Annotated in this window: 1 pseudogene; it reads left to right on the top strand. The window is 65.7% G+C overall.

Annotation, left to right across the window (positions count from 1 at the left end):
* Positions 1-106 precede the first annotated feature (106 nt).
* Positions 107-277: pseudogene (locus ACUN9Y_RS22245) on the top strand (helix-turn-helix domain-containing protein); the annotation flags it as partial.
* Positions 278-361: the final 84 nt, after the last annotated feature.

The following is a 361-nucleotide window of genomic DNA, read 5'->3' as shown; positions in this document are numbered from 1 at the left end:
CGCTGACCCGCAAGCTCAAGGTACTGCTGCCGTCCCTTGCCGATGACTGAGGTCGGTGCCTGAACCGGGGAACCGAGGCAAAAACGCGAGCGGGGCGGGGCAGGGCGTGGAAGAGGCGGTGCCGCTTCTCCACAAGAGCCTTGAGCGGATCCTGATCGACACGTCGCTCAAGCACACCGGAGGCCGCAAGGGCGAAGCCGCGGAGCTTTTGGGATGGGGGCGCAATACGCTGATCCGCAAGCTCAAGGTACTGCTGCCGTCCCTTGCCGATGACTGAGGTCGGTGCCTGAACCGGGGAACCGAGGCAAAAACGCGAGCGGGGCGGGGCAGGGCGTGGAAGAGGCGGTGCCGCTTTCCACAA

The sequence above is a fragment of the Halomonas sp. V046 genome, assembly GCF_052645355.1.
Note: the sequence above shows the minus strand (reverse complement) of the source record. Positions and strands in the feature narration are given on the sequence as shown.